Annotated in this window: 16 protein-coding genes; 9 read left to right on the top strand and 7 right to left on the bottom strand. The window is 70.8% G+C overall.

The window, feature by feature from the left end; translation table 11 throughout:
- Nucleotides 1–27 precede the first annotated feature (27 nt).
- Nucleotides 28–717 carry an O-methyltransferase gene (locus OG226_RS34045; protein ID WP_328683626.1) on the top strand — a complete coding sequence of 230 codons (690 nt, stop codon included), beginning with the start codon at nt 28–30 and terminating at the stop codon, nt 715–717.
- A gap of 31 nt (nt 718–748) precedes the next feature.
- On the opposite strand, the gene OG226_RS34040 is transcribed toward OG226_RS34045, so the two are convergent.
- On the bottom strand, nt 749–1,141 hold the full coding sequence (locus OG226_RS34040; protein WP_327404407.1) for a hypothetical protein: 393 nt from the start codon (nt 1,139–1,141) through the stop codon (nt 749–751).
- An 83-nt stretch (nt 1,142–1,224) separates the two neighbouring features.
- Here OG226_RS34040 and OG226_RS34035 point away from each other — a divergent pair, with 83 nt between their 5' ends.
- A complete protein-coding gene (locus tag OG226_RS34035) occupies nt 1,225–1,638 on the top strand; it encodes a J-domain-containing protein (RefSeq protein ID WP_328683625.1) in 414 nt (137 codons plus the stop codon).
- Nucleotides 1,639–1,675: 37 nt separating this feature from the next.
- Here the strand turns inward: OG226_RS34035 and OG226_RS34030 are convergent, their stop codons facing one another.
- Both OG226_RS34030 and OG226_RS34025 read right to left on the bottom strand, forming a co-directional pair.
- Entirely contained in the window at nt 1,676–2,476 is an 801-nt protein-coding gene (locus OG226_RS34030) for a hypothetical protein (RefSeq protein ID WP_329351030.1), read from the bottom strand.
- A gap of 5 nt (nt 2,477–2,481) precedes the next feature.
- Entirely contained in the window at nt 2,482–3,114 is a 633-nt protein-coding gene (locus tag OG226_RS34025; protein ID WP_328683624.1) for a hypothetical protein, read from the bottom strand.
- Between the two features lie 177 nt (nt 3,115–3,291).
- Here OG226_RS34025 and OG226_RS34020 point away from each other — a divergent pair, with 177 nt between their 5' ends.
- Nucleotides 3,292–3,918, top strand: a complete 627-nt coding sequence (locus OG226_RS34020) for a dihydrofolate reductase family protein (protein ID WP_328683623.1) — start codon at nt 3,292–3,294, stop codon at nt 3,916–3,918.
- 10 nt (nt 3,919–3,928) lie between these two features.
- Nucleotides 3,929–4,420, top strand: coding sequence for a GNAT family N-acetyltransferase (locus OG226_RS34015; protein WP_329351029.1), 492 nt, complete (start codon nt 3,929–3,931; stop codon nt 4,418–4,420).
- Here OG226_RS34015 and OG226_RS34010 read toward each other — a convergent pair.
- On the bottom strand, nt 4,413–6,494 hold the full coding sequence (locus OG226_RS34010; RefSeq protein WP_328683621.1) for an MDR family MFS transporter: 2,082 nt from the start codon (nt 6,492–6,494) through the stop codon (nt 4,413–4,415). The genes OG226_RS34015 and OG226_RS34010 overlap by 8 nt on opposite strands.
- Before the next feature lie 157 nt (nt 6,495–6,651).
- On the opposite strand from OG226_RS34010, the gene OG226_RS34005 reads away from it, so the two are divergent.
- Nucleotides 6,652–7,665 (top strand): peptidoglycan-binding domain-containing protein, encoded by a 1,014-nt coding sequence (locus OG226_RS34005; RefSeq protein WP_329351028.1) that lies wholly within the window; start codon nt 6,652–6,654, stop codon nt 7,663–7,665.
- 449 nt (nt 7,666–8,114) lie between these two features.
- Here OG226_RS34005 and OG226_RS34000 read toward each other — a convergent pair whose 3' ends face one another.
- Together OG226_RS34000 and OG226_RS33995 are read right to left on the bottom strand one after the other, a co-directional pair.
- On the bottom strand, nt 8,115–8,774 hold the full coding sequence (locus OG226_RS34000; RefSeq protein WP_328683619.1) for an HAD-IA family hydrolase: 660 nt from the start codon (nt 8,772–8,774) through the stop codon (nt 8,115–8,117).
- Nucleotides 8,775–8,983: 209 nt separating this feature from the next.
- Nucleotides 8,984–9,565 (bottom strand): TMEM165/GDT1 family protein, encoded by a 582-nt coding sequence (locus OG226_RS33995; RefSeq protein ID WP_328683618.1) that lies wholly within the window; start codon nt 9,563–9,565, stop codon nt 8,984–8,986.
- 396 nt (nt 9,566–9,961) lie between these two features.
- Here OG226_RS33995 and OG226_RS33990 point away from each other — a divergent pair, with 396 nt between their 5' ends.
- The 4 genes from OG226_RS33990 to OG226_RS33975 all read left to right on the top strand — a co-directional run bounded on the left by OG226_RS33990 (nt 9,962) and on the right by OG226_RS33975 (nt 14,937).
- Complete coding sequence (locus OG226_RS33990; protein ID WP_329351027.1) at nt 9,962–10,609, top strand: HNH endonuclease family protein; 648 nt, start codon at nt 9,962–9,964, stop codon at nt 10,607–10,609.
- A gap of 95 nt (nt 10,610–10,704) precedes the next feature.
- Entirely contained in the window at nt 10,705–12,357 is a 1,653-nt protein-coding gene (locus OG226_RS33985) for an alkaline phosphatase D family protein (protein WP_328683616.1), read from the top strand.
- Between the two features lie 89 nt (nt 12,358–12,446).
- Nucleotides 12,447–14,378: an FAD/NAD(P)-binding protein gene (locus OG226_RS33980; RefSeq protein WP_443066934.1), complete on the top strand. Its 1,932-nt coding sequence runs from the start codon at nt 12,447–12,449 to the stop codon at nt 14,376–14,378.
- Nucleotides 14,379–14,475: 97 nt separating this feature from the next.
- Complete coding sequence (locus OG226_RS33975; RefSeq protein WP_328686514.1) at nt 14,476–14,937, top strand: DoxX family protein; 462 nt, start codon at nt 14,476–14,478, stop codon at nt 14,935–14,937.
- A 51-nt stretch (nt 14,938–14,988) separates the two neighbouring features.
- On the opposite strand, the gene OG226_RS33970 is transcribed toward OG226_RS33975, so the two are convergent.
- A complete protein-coding gene (locus OG226_RS33970; protein ID WP_329351026.1) occupies nt 14,989–15,537 on the bottom strand; it encodes a superoxide dismutase family protein in 549 nt (182 codons plus the stop codon).
- Nucleotides 15,538–15,634 lie beyond the last annotated feature (97 nt).

Genomic DNA, 15,634 nt, shown 5'->3' with positions numbered 1-15,634 from the left:
CACCGGACACACGAAAGGCACGAGCACATGAGCGAGTCGCAGGTGTGGAACGACGTGGACGACTACTTCATCAGCCAACTCGCCCCGGACGACGAGGTGTTGGAGGCGACCCTGCGCGACAGTGAGGCCGCCGGACTCCCGGAGATCGCCGTGAGCGCCTCGGAGGGCAAGCTGCTGCACCTCCTGGCCCAGATCCAGGGCGCCTCGCGCATCCTGGAGATCGGCACGCTCGGCGGCTACAGCACGATCTGGCTGGCCCGCGCGCTCCCCGCCGACGGCCGGCTGATCTCCCTGGAGTACAGCCCGAAGCACGCGGAGGTCGCCACCCGCAACCTCGCCCGCGCGGGCCTCGACAAGATCGTCGAGGTACGGGTGGGCCCGGCCCTGGAGTCCCTGGCCGCACTCGCCGCCGAGACCGCCGAGACCGCCGAGAACCCAGCCCCCTTCGACCTGGTCTTCGTCGACGCCGACAAGGCCAACAACCCGCACTACGTGGAGTGGGCCCTCAAGCTCACCCGCCCCGGCAGCCTGATCATCATCGACAACGTGGTCCGCGGCGGCCGGGTGGCCGACGCGGACGACAGCGCACCCGACGTCCAAGGCACGCGCACCGCGATCGAGTTGATCGGCTCGCACGCGCGCCTGTCGGGTACGGCGATCCAGACGGTGGGCAGGAAGGGGTACGACGGCTTCGCGCTCGCGCGGGTGCTGGCCTAGCCCTCGCGGCCCTCTCGGCCCTCCCGGGGTCTCAACCCTCGTGATAGAAGCCGACGTTGACGCTGCGCGGCCCGGTGCGGTCCTGGATGACGATCTCGCCGCTCCCGCCGCGCGGCAACGGCACACTGCCGCCGTAGCCGACGGTCTGGGCGTACTCGCCGACGATCAGGCGTACTTCGGAGGACGGGTCGGGCTGGGAGCCTCTCAGCCAGCTCACCTGCCAGATGCCCTCGGGTCCGCACAGGAACTCCAGATGGACCCGCGAGATGAACAGCCAGTCGTCCGGTGTCACCAGGCGGCACACCGTCTCGTCGCGGCCCACCCGCAGCACCGCGCCCGGGTCACTGGGCGCGTCGGCCATCAGCATGCCGGCCGTGGCACCCTCGTCCGTCCCGGAGACCGAGGCCATGGTGAGTTCGAGCACGTGCGCTCCCCTATGAAGTGTCCTTACAGCAGCGGGCGCATGATAAATCGCCCGGCGCCGCCGCGTCCGGCACAATTGAAGTCATGACCGAGCGAAAGCCACCGGGTGTGTCCTTCGAGTCCTGGGTCGACAGACAGATCCGGGAAGCCGAGCTAGCCGGAGAGTTCGCCCAACTACCGGGCGCGGGCAAGCCGTTGCCGTCCGGCGCCGACACGACGTACGACGAACTGTGGTGGATCAAGCAGAAGATGGCCCGCGAGGGCATCTCCGTCCTGCCGCCGACGCTGGCCCTGCGCAAAGAGGCCGAGGACGCCCTTGTTGCGGCGTACTCGGCCCCTTCGGAGCGGATCGCACGGCAGATCATCACCGAAGTCAACGTGAAGATCCGCGACATGATGTTCAAGCCGCCGCCCGGCCCCCCGCTGGGAATGAAACCGTACGACGTCGAAGAGGTCGCGCGGGAGTGGCGGGAGCGCCGGGCGGCTGACGGAAGTTGACGGAACGGGTGGAGCCGACCGGCCACCTGTGCGGCGATCACATGTGGAGCAGCCGCTCCGTCAGTTCGCGGTAGTCCCGCAGGGCCAGGCGGAGTTGCTCGGTGTCGTCCGAGCCGTCGGCGCCCTTGGACTCCCAGGAGCCGTGCAGGGTGGCGCGGCGCTTGGTGACGGCCTCCGTGAAGCGGGCGGCGACCTCTTCCAGCACGTGGTCGGCCTCCTCGACGGCGGACCGGGGCTCGTCGACGAACCCGGTGACCGCGTGCTGGAGCCGCAGGCTGAACTTGTCGCTCTCGTCGTGCGCCAGCAGGCTGCCGTTCTCGGCGTCCTGCGGGACCCGCCGTCCGTTGCCGGAGGCGGCACCGGTGCTGACGGCCGGAGCGGGCTCGGGGGCGTGCACGGGGCGGGCCGACGGCTCGGAGCGGTCGGTGCGGTCGGAGCGGTCGGTGCCGGTCGTGTCGCCGGTGCGCGGGCTCGGGATCGCCCGGTCGGCTTCGCGTGACGAGGTCGTCGATGTCGTCGTCGGGGTCGACGCGGTCGGCGTCCTCTCGGACGAGCCGAGCGGCGTCACCTTCTCGGAGCCTCGCGGTGCCGACTTGTCGTCGGTGGTCCTGGTGTCGCCGGTCCGGCCGTCGGTGGACTTGCCGTCGCCGGTCCTGCCGCCGAACGGCTTGGTGCCGGACCCGGTCGCGGTACCGGACTCACGCGACGCCTTCTCCGCATCCCGCTGCTCGGCGGTCTTGTCCATGGTCCTGTCGGCTTCCTTGCGGTCGGCGCGCTCCGCGTTCGTGTTCCTGCTCTCGTCCGTGTTGTCGCCGGTCGGCCGTATCGCGTCGGACATATAGCTCAACTCCCCTTCACTGCCTGCTTGTTGGATGCGCCGATCGAGTGGCGGCCGCCTCGCCCGTGCCCGTTACGGCTGTCGTCGCTCACCAGGTCGTCGAAGAGGGCGCGGGCTTCGAGCATGGCCTCACGCATCTCCTCGGTACCGGCCTGGCTCTCCGGTGTGCCGTTCGTCCGCGCGGTGACGACGCGGTGCACGCGCCGGTAGCCGTGGACGTGGTCCGCGTGGTGCACGGACAGCGCGTCGAACTGCTTGTCGTACTCCTGGACGTCGGGGAAGCCCCGGGCTCCGGCTACCTCGCCGAGCAGCTGGTCCACGTCGGACATGGCCTCGCGGGGCGAGTCGACGAAACGCTCCTGGGCGGCCGCCCAACGGGCCTGGTACCGCTCAAGGGCCGCGGGCTCCAACGGCTGCTCGTGCAGCGAACCGTGCTCCTGGACGCGGGCGCCGAGCTCCTGCTCGGCGGCCTTCGCGTCGCCGTCGTGCCGGGCCACGGTCCGGTCGTACTCCGGCCCGAAGCGGCGCTTCAGGCCCGAGCCGCCGGTCGCGCCTCGGGCACGCAGCGCCAGGGCGGCCGCGGCAGCGACCACGCCGACCACGATCACGATCAAAACGATGATCACGCCTGTGGACATGAGTGCCTTCCGGGTTCTTGGTCAACCGGCTCTCGTAGTCGGTCGGTTCCTCTACCGGGTTGCCGCAAAGGCCCTCTTCAAACGACGACCACACCTCGGCGGAATTCGTGGTGCCGGTGTGTCGATCCCGCCCCGCCCCGTTCGACGCACGGGTGAGAACCGATCGAGGAGGTAGTCATGGGTGAGGTCGTCGCACGGCTGGCCGTGTCGCTGGACGGGTACATCGCGGGGCGGGAGTCGGGGCCGGAGCATCCGCTGGGCATCGGCGGGGAGCGGCTGCACGCGTGGGTGTTCGGGCTGCGGAGCTTCCGCAGGATGCAGGGATGGGAGGGCGGGGCGGGCGGCCCGGACGACGAGTTGCTCGCCGAGTGGATCGAGCGGCTGGGGCCGGTGGTCATGGGGCACGGGATGTTCGTCACCGGGGAGATCCCGTGGGGTGACGAACCGCCGTTCCACGCACCGGTGTTCGTCGTCACGCACCAGCCGCGCGAGTCGGTGGTGAAGAAGGGCGGCACGACCTACCACTTCGTCACCGAAGGCCCCGGCCGCGCCCTGGAGCTGGCCCGTGAGGCGGCCGGCGGCAAGGACGTCTCCCTCGCGGGCGGCGCCGATCTGGTCCAGCAGTTCATCCGCGCCGGGTGGCTGGACGAACTGCTCCTGCACGTCGTGCCGGTCCTCGCGTGCGGTGGGCGCCGACTGTTCGACAACGTGGGCGACGCGCACATCGAGTGGAAGAAGACCCAGGTCCTGGACTCCCCCGAGGTGACCCATATCCGGTTGCGCCGCGCCCCCACCGGCTCCTGACAATGGCGGCATGACCTGGACGATCGCCCCGGAACCCTACGACTCCCCCGTCGCCGCCGCGCTCTGGCGGGCGTACTACACCGAGGTGAGCGACCGCTGGTACCTGCTGCACGAGAACCACCGCACCGATCCCGCCGAGCTGGAACGCGAGATCGCCGCCCGCTCCGGCGCCGAACTCGCGCTCCCCGGCGGCCTGTTGCTGGTCGCCCGGGTCGGGGGCGAGCCGGTGGGAAGCGCGGGTGTACGACTCCTCGACGCGACGACCGCCGAGCTGACGAGGGTCTTCGTCCACGAGGGGATGCGCGGCCGGGGCGGCGCCCCGAGGCTCGTGACGGCCGCCGAGGACGCCGCCCGCGGGCTGGGCGCCAAGGTGATGGTCCTCGACACCCGGAACGACCTGGTGGAGGCCCGTGCCCTGTACGCGCGGCTCGGCTACGAGGAGACCGCGCGGCACAACGACGACCCGTACGCGGAGCACTGGTTCCGCAGGAGCCTCAACTGAGCTTCGCAGCCGTCCCGTTGTGCGGCTGCTCGCTGTCCGACCCGCACAGCTCGCCGTTGAGTTCCTTCACCAGCTGGATCAGATCGGTGGGCCGGTCCGGTCCCCACCAGTCCCCCAGGGTCTCCGCGAGGGACTCCTCGCGGGCCTGAGACAGCCTCTCGGCCACTTCCCGTCCCTGGTCGGTCAGTTGGAGGTCGAGGCCCTCGCGTACGGCCAGGCCGCGGCCCTCGATCTGGCGGACGGCGGCGAGGATGACGGCCAGCGGCACGGAGCTGCGCTCGGCGAGCACACCCGGTTCCGCCCAGCCGTCCCGCTTGACGCGCAGGAGCAGCCAACTCGCCGCGGGCTGAAGGTCGTAGCCCGCCTTCGCGGTGATCGTCTGGTAGATCTCGCGGCGTCCTTCCCGCGTGCCGAGCACGGACAGCGCGCGGCAGACCTCGTCGTAGGAGGACCGCTGGACGGGGTTGCTGGCGAGGGTCTCGGTGACGTCCGGCGCCGTGACCGAGCCGCGCAGCTTGTCCTCCTTGAGGAACCACGCCAGGACGAAGCCGACGAGGGCGACGGGTGCGGCGTAGAGGAAGACGTCGGTGATGGAGGAGGCGTAGGCGTGCAGGGCCTCGGGGCGTACGGCGGGCGGGAGTTGGGAGATTCCGCGCGGGTCGGACTCCAGGCCGTCCGGGGTGACGCCCGGCGGCAGCGAGGTGCCCCGGAGAGCATCCGTGAGCTTGTCGCCCAGGCGGCTCGCGAAGACCGTGCCGAAGATGGCGACGCCGAACGAGGCGCCGATGGACCGGAAGAAGGTCGCGCCGGAAGTGGCGACGCCGAGATCCTCGTACGAGACGGCGTTCTGCACGATCAGCACCAACACCTGCATGACCAGGCCGAGTCCGAGCCCGAAGACGAAGAAGTACGCGCTCATCTCGGCGGTGGAGCTGCCCTCGTCGAGGCGGTGGAGCAGGAGCAGGCCGAGGGCGGTGATGCCGGTGCCCGCGATGGGGAACACCTTCCAGCGGCCGGTGCGGCTGACGACCTGGCCGGAGCCGGTGGACGAGATCAGCATGCCGAACACCATCGGCAGCATGTGGACGCCGGACATGGTCGGGGTGATGCCCTGCACGACCTGGAGGAAGGTCGGCAGATAGGTCATCGCGCCGAACATCGCGAAGCCGACGATGAAGCTGATGACGGCGGCGAGCGTGAAGGTGCGGACGCGGAAGAGTTTGAGCGGGAGGACGGGTTCGGCGGCCCGGCGCTCCACGGCGACGAACGCCCCGATCAGCACCACACCCAGCACCGCGAGCCCGATGATCTGCGGCGAGCCCCAGCCCCACGTCGTACCGCCGAGCGAGGCGACGAGGACCAGGCAGGTCGCGACCGCGGCGATGAGGAAGGTGCCGAGGTAGTCGATGACGTGCCGGGTCGACTTGCGCGGGATGTGCAGGGCGGTCGCGATGACGGCGAGGGCGACGACACCGACGGGGAGGTTGATGTAGAACACCCAGCGCCAGCTCAGATGCTCGGTGAACAGCCCGCCGAGCAGCGGCCCGAGGACGCTCGTCGCGCCGAAGACGGCGCCGAACAGGCCCTGGTAGCGCCCGCGTTCACGCGGGGAGACGACGTCGCCGACGATCGCCATCGACAGCACGATCAGCCCGCCGCCGCCGAGTCCTTGCAATGCCCGGAAGCCGATCAGCTGGGGCATGTTCTGCGCCGCGCCGCAGAGCGCGGACCCGATGAGGAAGATCACGATCGCGATCTGGAACAGCCTTTTCCGGCCGTACTGGTCGCCGAGCTTGCCCCAGAGCGGGGTCGCGGCGGTCGACGCGAGCAGATACGCGGTGACCACCCACGACAGGTGCTCCAGCCCGCCGAGATCGCTGACGATGGTCGGCAGCGCGGTCGACACGATGGTCTGGTCGAGGGCGGCGAGCAGCAGCCCCAGGAGCAGCGCCCCGATCGAGACGAGGACGTTGCCCGACACGTGTTCCTGAGCGGAACTGCCCCGCTGCGGGGGCCTCTCCGGTGGCTGCGCGTCCTGCACATTCCCCGTCATACCGTGCGCATCGTCGGCCATGAAGACCTCCTGCGGCTCTCGTTACACATCCATGGTGATCGGTATGGCCGTTTACGGCCTGTTGAGTCCGTTTGGAAGCTGTCATTCCGGGGGTCGGAGGAGACGACGTGAAGGAGATCCGCATAACCTCTGGAGTTCGACGGGGAGGGACGAACACGTGAACGAGGCGAAGGGCCACATATGCCCGCAGTGCGGGGCACCCCGGGCAGCCGACGGCTCCCCGTCCTGCGCCTGCACCCAACGGGCGTCCGACGCGCTGCGCGACGCGCGCACGGCGGAGGCGGCAGCGGCGGAGGACTTCGACCCGCTGCGGATCAGGCCGTATGTGGAACTGGACGGCACCCCGCAGGAGCAGCCGCCCGCACCGGTGGCACCCGAGGGTGAGACCCAGCGGCTGCCGGCGGTGGAGGAGACGATGCTGCTGCGAGCGGTGACCCCCTCACCGGCCGCACCGGCTCCTCAGGAGGAGACGTCGGTCCTCCCGACCCCGACCGACCTGAGCCTGTTCGCGGACGGCGGCAGCGGCGCGGGCACCCCGGAACACCCCACGGCCGACGAGGACCCCCCGCGCCGCCGCAACCGCCGCACGATCCTCCTCGCCGTCACGGGAGCCGTCGTGGCGGTGGCCGCGGTGGCGGGTTTCGCGAGCGGCATGTTCTCGTACGAGACACCGTCCCGGGACGAGGCGGCCCCCCAGGACGTGCGGGCAAGCGTCCCGACGCCATCGAAGAGCGGGGCGCCGGCAACACCGTCCGCGACCGGCTCCACATCCGCACAGCCCACGTCGGCGTCCCCGACCCCGTCCCTCAGCGAGCCCCCGTCACCGACGGCGTCGTCGACCCCGTCGGCCACGGCGTCCAGCTCCGCGAACGCCGGCAAGACCCCACCCCCCACAGCCACCGCTTCCACGGCCGCCGCCACGAACCGCCAGAGCAGCAGCACCCCCAACCCGGTCCTCCAACGCGGCGACGAAGGCCCCGAGGTAACCGAACTCCAGCTCCGCCTGACCCAGTTGAGGCTCTACACCGGCCCCGACAACGGCATCTTCGACAAACAGGTCCAGACGTCCATACGCACCTACCAGCTGGCCCGAGGCATCACGTCCGACACCCTGGGGGTGTACGGGACGGCTACGCGAGCAAGCCTGGAATCAGAAACAACCGAGCCGTGACGCTGCGCTGGCTGGGGGGTTGGGGGGGGCTGAGAGCCCAGGGGTTGTCACTGGGGGCTGAGAGGCGCAGCCGTTGCGGCTGGGGGGCTGAGAGACACAGGGGTTTGCGGCTGAGGGACCGAGAGGCACACGGGTTTGCGGCTGGCGGACCGAGCGGCACAGGCGTTGTGGCTGGGGGCTGAGAGGCACAGGGGTTGTGGCTGAGGGATTGAGAGGCGCACGGGTTTGCGGCCGGGGGACCGAGAGGCGCACGGGTTTTTGGTTGGGCGGAACTGAAACGCACCGGTGTTTGCGGGGAGCGCCGGGGCTATGCACGGGCCCGCAGGGCAACCCCCCGAGGGGCATCGCCCCAAAGGGGCGCGGGGAACTGCGCGACCAGCCCCCACGGCGCGGCACCCGTAAAACAACCCCATCAGGCACAACCGACGCGCCACCCGCCACCCGCACCCCTACCCCACGTGCAGCCGAATCCCCCCACCCCCCAAATCCTCAACCCGCACCTCACGCAAATCCCGCACCACCACATCCGCCCGATGGAACCCGGCCTGCGGCCCAACCCCCACCACCCGCATCCCGGCCGCCCGCCCCGCCGCAATCCCCGCCCCGGAATCCTCGAAGACAACACAGTCCGCGGGCGCGACACCCAGTTCCGCCGCACCCTTCAGGAAGCCCTCGGGATCAGGCTTGCTCGCACCGACGGATTCCGCGGTGATCCGAACCTCCGGCAACTCCAACCCCGCCGCCCCCATCCGCACCGTGGACAGCGCGACGTCCGCCGACGTGACGAGCGCGTGCGGCACCCCCCGCAGCGACGCCAGGAACTCCGGCGCACCCAGAATCGGCACGACACCCTCGACGTCGGCGGTCTCCTCGGCCAGCATGCGGGCGTTCTCCGCGTGGTTCTGCTCCATGGGTCGGCCGGGCAGCAGCAGCGCCATCGACGCGTACCCCTGCCGCCCGTGCACGACCTTCATGACCTCGTCCGCGTTCAGCCCGTGCCGGTCGGACCAGTTCCGCCAGATCCGCTCGACGACGGCGTGCGAGTCGACGAGGGTGCCGTCCATGTCCAGCAGGAGGGCGCGGGCGGTGAGCACGGTGGTGGCCGTCATCGGCAGGCTCCAAGGAACGGGAGAGGGAAACGCGGGTCAACCCCCGGAGGGACAAGGTGGCCCCGCCCGCCGGTCAGGGAGAACGGACGGGAACCACTTTGTTTCCCTACGGTACAAAACCGAACGGGCATCGCGCCACCACCCCCCGGAACAGTTCACCCACCGTTCAGCTCACCCCGCCGAACCAAAGCCCCCATCAGCCCCCCCCCTTACCCGGCGACGGCCTCCCACAGACTCCACGCCCCCAGCGCCAGCATCAGCACCGCCGCGATCTGCGTGATCAGCTTCAACGGCACCCGCTTCATCAGCGCCTTCCCGCCCACGATGCCCAGCCCGGCCACCGCCCACAGCGCCAGCACCGCACCGAGCCCGACGGAGAACGGATCGTCGTAACGGGCCGCGAGGTTGGCCGTCATGATCTGGGTCAGGTCACCGAACTCGGCGACCAGGATGAGCATGAAACCGGCGCCGGAGACCCGCCAGAAGGACTGGTCCTTCGGCTTCCGCACCTCCTCGTCGTCATCACCCTTCTTGAAGAGGAGCACCGCGGCCCCGCCCAGGAAGAGCACACCGGTCACCGCGGCCACCAACTGCTGCGGCAGCAGCGTCAGTACGCTGCCCGCCGCCACCGCGAGCACGACATGCAGAAGGAACGCGGCGGCCACACCGGCGAAGACGTACGAGGCGCGGTAACGGGTGCCGAGGACGAGCCCGGCGAGCGCGGTCTTGTCGGGGAGTTCGGCGAGAAAGACGACGCCGAAAACGAGCGCCGTCACACTGATGCTGATCAAAATTCCTCAATCGGTCGGGGCTGCCCCACCGAGAGTGTGTGTGCTGTCCGCGGACACCTCGGCACGGCAGCGCACACGAAAAACGACTAGTGCACTGCTTTACCGAAGGTCTCGCTGGCCGACCCATCCCACCTGCGGGATGAACCTGCCTCCGGGCGCCGGCTCAGACGAGCTGAGCAGTATGTCGACGGTCCGGCGAAGAGCTACTCCCCTTCTGCGCCATCCACTGTACGCGAGGACCGGCCCTGCCCACCCGTGAGGAAAGTCTCGTCGCGCCCCTTGTTGTGTCATGAGCACGTCACTAGCTTCTTACCGGACGCACACCTCCCCGCAACACGGCACCGCGAGCATTGCCCCGCTCGCACTCCAACACCCCCACACCACAAGGGAGTTCGCATGCCGAAGTTCTACGCGCGTCGACGACGGCTCAGCATACTCGCGACACTCACCGGACTCATAGCCTTCGCCGGACTCTTCAACGGCCCGACCGCCTCCGCCGCCCTCCCCACCCCGGTCAGCGCCGCCACCGCCCGCACCTACCTCGCCTCCCTCACCGTGGCGACCGAGGTCAGGACCGGCTACGAGCGTGACCTGTTCCCGACCTGGGACACCATCAGCGGTACCTGCAACACCCGTGAGTGGATCCTCAAGCGCGACGGTACGAACGTCGTCACCACCGCCGCCTGCGTCGCCACCAGCGGCAGCTGGTACTCCCCCTACGACGGCGCCACCTGGACCGCCGCCTCCGACGTCGACATCGACCACCTCGTCCCGCTGGCCGAGGCCTGGGACTCCGGTGCCCGCAACTGGACCACCGCCCAGCGCGAGTCCTTCGCCAACGACGTCACCCGCCCGCAGCTCCTCGCGGTCACCGACAACGTCAACCAGTCCAAGGGCGACAAGGACCCGGCCGAGTGGATGCCCTCGCTCACCTCGTACGCCTGCACCTACGTGCGCGCCTGGGTCCAGGTGAAGTACTACTACGACCTCTCGGTCGACACCGCCGAGAAGGCCAAGCTCACCTCGGTCCTCAGCGGCTGCTGATCCCACGGAGATCCCACGGGAGATCCACCGGGAGATCTAGGCGCCGACCTCCGTCGTTCCGTACCGTACGGGGCGACGGAGGAAGGTGATCAACCGTGGCCGGACTGAGTCTTGGACCACTGCTTCGCTACGCCGACGGCTCGTCCGCGACCGTGTGGGTCGAGGCGAGCCGTCCGTGCACCGCCGAGGTGCGCTGCGCGGACGGCGCCCGGGGCACCGCCCGGACCTTCCAAGTGGCGGGCCACCACTACGCGTTGGTGCCGGTGGAGGGCCTCACGCCCGGGACCTCCACGCCGTACGACGTGTTCCTGGACGGCGCGCGCGTATGGCCGCTGCCGGACTCGCCCTTCCCGCCGTCCGTGATCCACACCCCGGACGCCGACGGCACGGTCCGCGTCGCGTTCGGCTCCTGCCGCTGGGCCGCGCCGGCCGCCGACTCCCACGACCCGGTGGGCCCGGACGCCCTGGACACCCTGGCCTCGCGCATCGCACGCGACCCGGAGTCCGAACGGCCGGACGTACTCGTCCTGTTGGGCGACCAGGTCTACGCCGACGAGGTCTCCGACGCGACCCGCCGCTGGCTCTCCGCCCGCCGGGACCTGCGCGAGCCGCCGGGCAGCGAGGTCGCGGACTACGAGGAGTACACGCGCCTCTACTACGAGTCCTGGCTGGACCCGGAGATCCGCTGGCTGCTGTCCACGGTGCCGAGTTGCATGATCTTCGACGACCACGACGTCATCGACGACTGGAACACCAGCGCCGCCTGGCTGGCGGACATGCGGGCCACCCCGTGGTGGCGCGAGCGACTGCTGAGCGGGCTGATGTCGTACTGGGTCCACCAGCACCTCGGAAACCTCTCCCCCGCCGAACTCGCCGCCGATCCCCTCTACTTGGCGGTCCGCGACACCCCCGACGGCACCGACGAACTCCGCGCCTTCGCCTGCCGCGCCGACGCCGACCCGGCCACCGTCCGCTGGAGCTACCGGCGCGACTTCGGCCGGGTCCGCCTGCTGATGGTGGACAGCAGGGCGGCCCGCGTCCTCGACGAGCAGCACCGCGCGATGCTCGACCCCGGCGAGGCCGACTGGCTGCGCACCGAGGCACTGAAGGACCCCGGTTCCTACGACCACCTCCTCATCGGCACCTCACTCCCCTGGCTGCTGCCGCACCTCGTCCACGACGCCGAGTCCTGGGACGCGGCCCTGTGCCGGGGCGAACGAGGCGCCCGCTGGGCCGGGTTCGGTGAGAAGCTGCGCCGCGCGGCCGACCTGGAACACTGGGCGGCGTTCCCGGAGTCCTTCGAGAAGCTGGCGGACCTGATCGCCGAGGTGGGCTCGGGAGACGGGGCACCGGCATCGGTGCTCGTGCTGTCGGGGGACGTACACCACGCGTACGTGGCGGAGCCCAAGTGGCGGACGAGGCCGGGTGGTTCGGGACCGGCCGGGCCCGTGGACTCCCGCGTCCTCCAGCTCACCTGCTCCCCCGTCCACAACTCCATCCCCGCCTACATACGCGTCGGCTTCCGCTTCGGCTGGAGCGCGGTCGCGCGCGGTCTGGGCCACCGCCTGGCCCGGCACGGCCGTTGCCCGCACCCGTCGGTCAAGTGGCGCAAGACGGGCGGACCTTGGTTCGGCAACCAGCTCATGACCCTTACGCTGCAAGGCCGTTCGGCCCGACTGCGGCTGGAGCAGGCGCGGGCGGACGGGACGCTGAAGACCGTGCAGGAGTCCCCGCTGACACTCCCGTGACCTCGCCCGGGGCATGATGAGGCGGGCCGTCCGCTTTCCCAGTGGGCGGTCTGCTCCATTGCGCCCCCACACGCCCGGGAGTCACCCCTTTGTCTGCAGTGAACGCGTCCGACGGCGAACCGGCCCGCGTCCCGGCCTCCGTCTCGGTCGCCGTGGTCGGCGCCGGTCCGCGCGGCACCAGCGTCCTGGAACGCCTCTGCGCCTCGGCACCGGAACTCCTCCCGCCCGGCACCCGGCTCACCGTCCACGTCGTCGACCCGGCGCCCCCGGGCCCCGGCCGCGTCTGGCGCTCCGCGCAGTCCCCCGAGCTGCTGATGAACACCGTGGCCTCCCAGGTGACCCTCTTCACCGACGCCAGCGTCGACTGCGCGGGCCCGGTCCGCCCCGGCCCGAGCCTGCACGAGTGGGCGCCCGCCGAACTGGGCCCGGACGACTACCCCACCCGCGCCCACTACGGCCGCTACCTGGAGTGGGTGTTCGCCCGCACGGTCCGCGAGGCCCCCGAGTCCGTCCGCGTCGCGACCCACAGCGCACGCGCGGTACGCCTCGACGACACACCCGACGGCCACCAGCGCCTCACGCTCGACAACGGCCGTGCCCTGTCCGCCCTTTCGGCCGTGGTCCTGGCCCAGGGCCACCTCCCGACAGCCCCGGACATCTACGACCACCGCCTCACCTCCTACGCCGACCGCCACGGCCTGCGCCACATCCCGCCCGCCAACCCGGCCGACGTCGACCTGACCGTCGTACGCCCCGGCGAACCAGTCCTGTTGCGCGGCCTGGGCCTCAACTTCTTCGACCACACGGCCCTGTTGACGACGGGCAGGGGCGGCCGTTTCGTCCGCACGGAGAACGGCGGCCTGCGCTACCTCCCCTCCGGCAACGAGCCCCGCCTGTACGCCGGTTCACGCCGAGGCATCCCGTACCAGGCCCGCGGCGACAACGCGAAGGGCCCCTACGGCCGCCACACCCCCCTCCTCCTCACCCCCGAGGCGATATCCGCCTTCCGCAAACGCGCCGACTCCGCCGAGCCGCCCGAATTCCTCACGGAGATATGGCCGTTGGTGGCGAAGGAGGTCGAGACGACCTACTACACCGCGCTGCTACGGCCCTCCCGGCGCCCGGAGTCGACGGAGTTCGCCGAGCGCTTCCTCGCCGTCCCGCACCGGGACCCCCAAGAGGCCCTGATACTGGACGAGTTCGGGGTCGTGGCCGCCGACCGCTGGTGCTGGGACCGGCTGGCGCGGCCGTATACGCAACGCGATCTGGCGGACCCGGCGGCCTGGCGGGACTGGCTGTCGGCGTATCTGCGCGAGGACGCCGAGCACGCGGCGCTCGGCAATGTGGACGGTCCGCTCAAGGCGGCCCTGGACGTGCTGCGCGATCTGCGCAACGAACTCCGGCTGGTCGTCGACCACGGCGGTCTCGCGGGCGCCTCCCGCCGCGACCACCTGGACCGTTGGTACACGCCGCTCAACGCGTTCCTGTCGATCGGCCCGCCCCGGCGCCGTATCGAGGAGTTGGCCGCGCTGGTGGCGGCGGGTGTGGTGGAGGTGCTCGGGCCGCGGCTTGAGGTGCGGGAGGCGGACGGCGCCTGGGTGGCGCGCTCCCCGGAGGTGCCGGGCTCGGCGGTGCGTGTGACAACCCTCATAGAGGCGCGGCTCCCCGAACCGGATCTGCGCCGTACCGGCGACGAACTGCTCGGCCGGCTGTTGAGGACGGGCCGGTGCCGGCCGCACACGGTGGACGGTTACGAAACGGGCGGACTCGACGTAACACCACGTCCGTACCGTCTGATCGACCGTCAAGGAGGCGTCCACGCACGGCGGTTCGCGTTCGGGGTGCCGACCGAGGGCGTGCACTGGGTGACCGCGGCGGGTGCTCGTCCAGGGGTGGATTCGGTCACGCTTTCGGACGCCGACGCGGTGGCGAGAGCGGTTCTACGTGTGGCGACGACCGAACCGGAGCCGCAAACGGAAGCCGAACAGTGGCCAAATGTTGAACTTGCAAGCATTGATTAGGTTCACCTAACGTTGATCGCTCACTCGGCTCGTCCCCAGACCGGTCCGCGACCCGGACCGGCCCGACCGAAGGAGCACCCCCCACGTGACCCCTCACATCAACGGCCGCCTCGACAGGGCCCAGCCGTACGCCGTCGGCCTGTTCCGGATCGTCGTCGGCCTGCTCTTCGCCTGCCACGGAGCGGCCTCGCTCTTCGGCATCCTCGGCGGCGCGGCCGGCACCGACGGCGGCACTCTCGCCGCGGGCACCTGGCCGGGCTGGTACGCGGCCGTGATCCAGCTCGTCGGCGGCACGTTCGTCCTGCTCGGCCTCGGCACCCGCGTGGCCGCGCTGATCACCTCGGGCTCGATGGCGTACGCGTACTTCGACGTCCACCAGCAGGCGGCCCTGTGGCCGATCCAGAACGGCGGCGAGGCCTCGGCGATGTTCTGCTGGGCGTTCCTGCTGCTGGTGTTCACCGGGTCCGGCGCGCTGGGCGTGGACCGGCTGTTCGCGAAGCGGTCCGCTACGGCGGCCGGCGAGCGGACGCCGGCGGACCAGACACCGGTAGCCGCCTGACCTGCTGAGCCACTGGCCGGTGCCCCCTCCCAGGGGCACCGGCCAGTCACGTCAGGGAGCCCAGCCGAACGGCACCGTGAAGCAGGCGGCGCGGGTGCGGCTGCCGGGCATGTCGTGGATGACGACGGAGGACGCCTCGCCCTGCCGGAAGCCCCAGGCGTGCCCGGCGCTCGCCTCGGCGGCGCCGTGCTCGTCGGCCGTGAAGTCGAGCCAGACCTCGTTGTCGGCGTTGGTGGCGGCCGGGTCCGTGGACGGCTTGTGCTGGAAGTGCCCGCCCGCGGCGGCCGGGTCGGCGCCGCACGGCTTCTGGTGCACATGGACGCCGTACGCGTGCCCCGGCACCATCCCGTCGACCTTGAGCCGCACGGTCGTGGCACCACTGACAGCCGTGTGCTGACCGACCTCGATCCAGGCGGCGGCCGGAACCAGCTTGCTGTCGTACGTCACCGCCGCCGAGGGCACGAGGGCGCCGACCGGAGCGAACCGAGCGTCCGTCCGCATCCAGTACCCGTCAGGGGCGCCGGAGCCGACCCCGGTGCCGCCTCCGCCGCTCGCCAGAAGGGCCGCGACGACGGCGCCCACGCATATGCCTGCCACCATGATGTGTACCGTTCCTCACGTTCAGGTGCGTTTAGATCCCCTTTACGTTGCTACGGGATGCGAGCCCGCCCCGCCCCTCGGGGCAGGGCAGCCGGGT

The organism is Streptomyces sp. NBC_01261 (genome assembly GCF_036226385.1).
Taxonomy (GTDB): Bacteria; Actinomycetota; Actinomycetes; order Streptomycetales; family Streptomycetaceae; genus Streptomyces.
This window is presented reverse-complemented; position numbering and strand designations above follow the sequence as displayed.

Bases quoted from the DNA above. Each gene is read 5' to 3' on its own strand.
- OG226_RS34045 (WP_328683626.1), top strand. From the start codon at position 28: ATGAGCGAGTCGCAGGTGTGGAACGACGTGGACGACTACTTCATCAGC.
- OG226_RS34035 (WP_328683625.1), top strand. From the start codon at position 1,225: ATGACCGAGCGAAAGCCACCGGGTGTGTCCTTCGAGTCCTGGGTCGAC.
- OG226_RS34030 (WP_329351030.1), bottom strand. From the start codon at position 2,476: ATGTCCGACGCGATACGGCCGACCGGCGACAACACGGACGAGAGCAGG.
- OG226_RS34025 (WP_328683624.1), bottom strand. From the start codon at position 3,114: ATGTCCACAGGCGTGATCATCGTTTTGATCGTGATCGTGGTCGGCGTG.
- OG226_RS34020 (WP_328683623.1), top strand. From the start codon at position 3,292: ATGGGTGAGGTCGTCGCACGGCTGGCCGTGTCGCTGGACGGGTACATC.
- OG226_RS34015 (WP_329351029.1), top strand. From the start codon at position 3,929: ATGACCTGGACGATCGCCCCGGAACCCTACGACTCCCCCGTCGCCGCC.
- OG226_RS34010 (WP_328683621.1), bottom strand. From the start codon at position 6,494: ATGGCCGACGATGCGCACGGTATGACGGGGAATGTGCAGGACGCGCAG.
- OG226_RS34000 (WP_328683619.1), bottom strand. From the start codon at position 8,774: ATGACGGCCACCACCGTGCTCACCGCCCGCGCCCTCCTGCTGGACATG.
- OG226_RS33990 (WP_329351027.1), top strand. From the start codon at position 9,962: ATGCCGAAGTTCTACGCGCGTCGACGACGGCTCAGCATACTCGCGACA.
- OG226_RS33970 (WP_329351026.1), bottom strand. From the start codon at position 15,537: ATGGTGGCAGGCATATGCGTGGGCGCCGTCGTCGCGGCCCTTCTGGCG.